Genomic DNA, 2,112 nt, shown 5'->3' with positions numbered 1-2,112 from the left:
CAATACCCGCGGTTCATGAAACCGATTGTGCCGGCCTTTCAGGCCTCCGTGATCGAGGTCTTTCCATTCCGGTGGCTGACGCCACCGGCAAGCATTGTGCCAGCCCTTCGGGCTTCATCACGGGTAAACATAGAAAACGTTAGTGTCAGCAAATTTGCATTTTTCAATTCGCAGTTTTCAATTTTCAATTTGCAATCTTCCGTCCGGCCAAACTCCTCACGACCCATCCTGTCTCGGCTGACGCCAACCGGGGACAGTCCCCGGGCGGTCGGGGCGGGAGCCTCAGCGACGTGTCTCGTCGTCGGCTTGCTGCGCCGCCAATTGCTCCGGTGACAACAGGTAGCTCTTCCAGCCACTCGATTCGACCAGCTGGCGATCGAGTTGTAGGGCGCGGGCGACGGATCGGCTAGCAAGGTCAGGACGGCCCTTTTCCAGTTCGATCGCGGCCAGTTGCAGATGCGGCTCAGCCCGCAGCGGGTCACTTTCGGCGGCCTTGGCAAAGTGTTTTGCTGCCAATTCGGGGCGATCCAGGTTCCGCATCGCGATCCCACGCAGCATGTGCACGCGAGTGGGGGCGGCGGATTCGTCACCGACCGGGTCGAGCTGGTCGAGTGTTGCCAGGATGCGATCGTACTGATTGCTGTTCAGATACAGCTCGGCGACATGCAGTTTGGCTTCGACGTAATCCGGCTGCAGGGCGAGCGCGCGATGGTAGGCCGCCAACGCCTCCTCTTCGTTCCCCTTCTGGCGCAGGCAGTCTCCCCGCAGGGTCCAGATTTCGGCGGAGTTGCGTTCGGAAGCGAGTGCGATTTCGCTTTGCGTCACCGCTTTTTCGAGCTGCCCTTCCTGCAAGTACATTTCGCCGAGCCGACCGACCAAACGTGGATCACCGGCGCTCAACGCGACCGCCTTTTCCATATGCTCGATCGCGGAAACCCGCTGCCCCCGATTCCAATAGGTCTCCGCCAGTCCGCGATGGGCTCGATCATCTTTATCGGACAGGGCCAGGGCTTCGCCAAATAATTGTTCGGCGTCGGTCCACTTGCCCACTCGCATTTTCTGCAGCCCCTGGCGTGACAACTTTCGCGCGGCGATCGATTGTCGGCTTTCGCCAATCCCGTGAATCGCACGGCAGCCTGCGGAGCAATACAGCAATGACAGCAACGCCACTACGACCGGCAACGCTGTGAAGCATTTTTTCCCTCTGTTTCGTAAGTTGTTAGCGGCAGGGCGCGAGCCCGCCGGTTCCGCATCTTTGCCAACACACCGGAGGGCTCGCACCCTGCCGCTAAAAAATGCGTCACAACGTTGCCCGGGCGGCGCGCGCCAGCGGGTGCCGGTGTCGCGCGGCGGCGCCACGTGGGGCGGGTTGGGGCGGTTGTTCGAACGCACGCAGGTCACCGGACGAGGCTGGGTGGAAAAGGTCGACGCCGAGGGGGGCCGTGACGGCCGAGGGGATTTTTGGCACTTCGACGCATTGACAGAAACAAGAAATACCAGCGAAATGCGTTGCACTGCAATTGCGCCTTTTACAGCCTCCTGATTTGCCCGCCAATTTGATGCCTGCTCAATTTGATTCTTTCGGACTCCGTTTTCTCTATCCCGACAACTGGACCGTCGCCGACCGAGCCGACGAGGAAGGGGATCAGGGGGCGACGTTGGATATTCCGGGGGGAGGATTTTTCTCGATCGAACGGACCAAGGCCGACGAAGTCCCGGGGTTGATCGAGCAGATCGTCGACGCGATCGCGGCAGATTACGAGGACCTGGAGCGTGAAGATGTCACGATGGAGGTGCTGCCGGCCGACACGCCGGTGACGGACCTGCGGTTCTACTACCTGGATCTGTTGATCGTCAGCCGGATCGTGATCCTGCGGCCCGACGGGGACCCCGCCGGCGAGGACGTGCTGATGGTTCAGATGCAGGCCGAGAGCCGCGATTTTGACAAGAACGAGGCCGTGTTTGCGGCGATCCTGAAACAGATCGCACCCTAGTGCTCCGTCCCAGCTCAATTTTCCGGTAGTGGACGAGGCGACGAGTCCTCCGCAAATGGACGAGGCGACGAGTCCTCTGCAAGTGGACGAGGCAACGAGTCCTCTGCAGTGGGCGTAT

Annotated in this window: 2 protein-coding genes; one reads left to right on the top strand and one right to left on the bottom strand. The window is 60.6% G+C overall.

Going from position 1 to position 2,112, the window contains the following annotated elements; all coding sequences use genetic code 11:
- Nucleotides 1-282 precede the first annotated feature (282 nt).
- Nucleotides 283-1,182, bottom strand: a complete 900-nt coding sequence (locus tag ABX749_RS30725; protein WP_372899393.1) for a tetratricopeptide repeat protein — start codon at nt 1,180-1,182, stop codon at nt 283-285.
- Between the two features lie 377 nt (nt 1,183-1,559).
- On the opposite strand from ABX749_RS30725, the gene ABX749_RS30720 reads away from it, so the two are divergent.
- On the top strand, nt 1,560-1,994 hold the full coding sequence (locus ABX749_RS30720) for a hypothetical protein (protein WP_145219792.1): 435 nt from the start codon (nt 1,560-1,562) through the stop codon (nt 1,992-1,994).
- Nucleotides 1,995-2,112: the final 118 nt, after the last annotated feature.

It is taken from the genome of Stieleria sp. (assembly GCF_041595215.1).
In the GTDB taxonomy this organism is placed as follows: Bacteria; Planctomycetota; Planctomycetia; order Pirellulales; family Pirellulaceae; genus Stieleria; species Stieleria magnilauensis.
The sequence above is the reverse complement of the archived record's forward strand: the minus strand, read 5'-3'. Positions and strand labels throughout refer to the sequence as shown.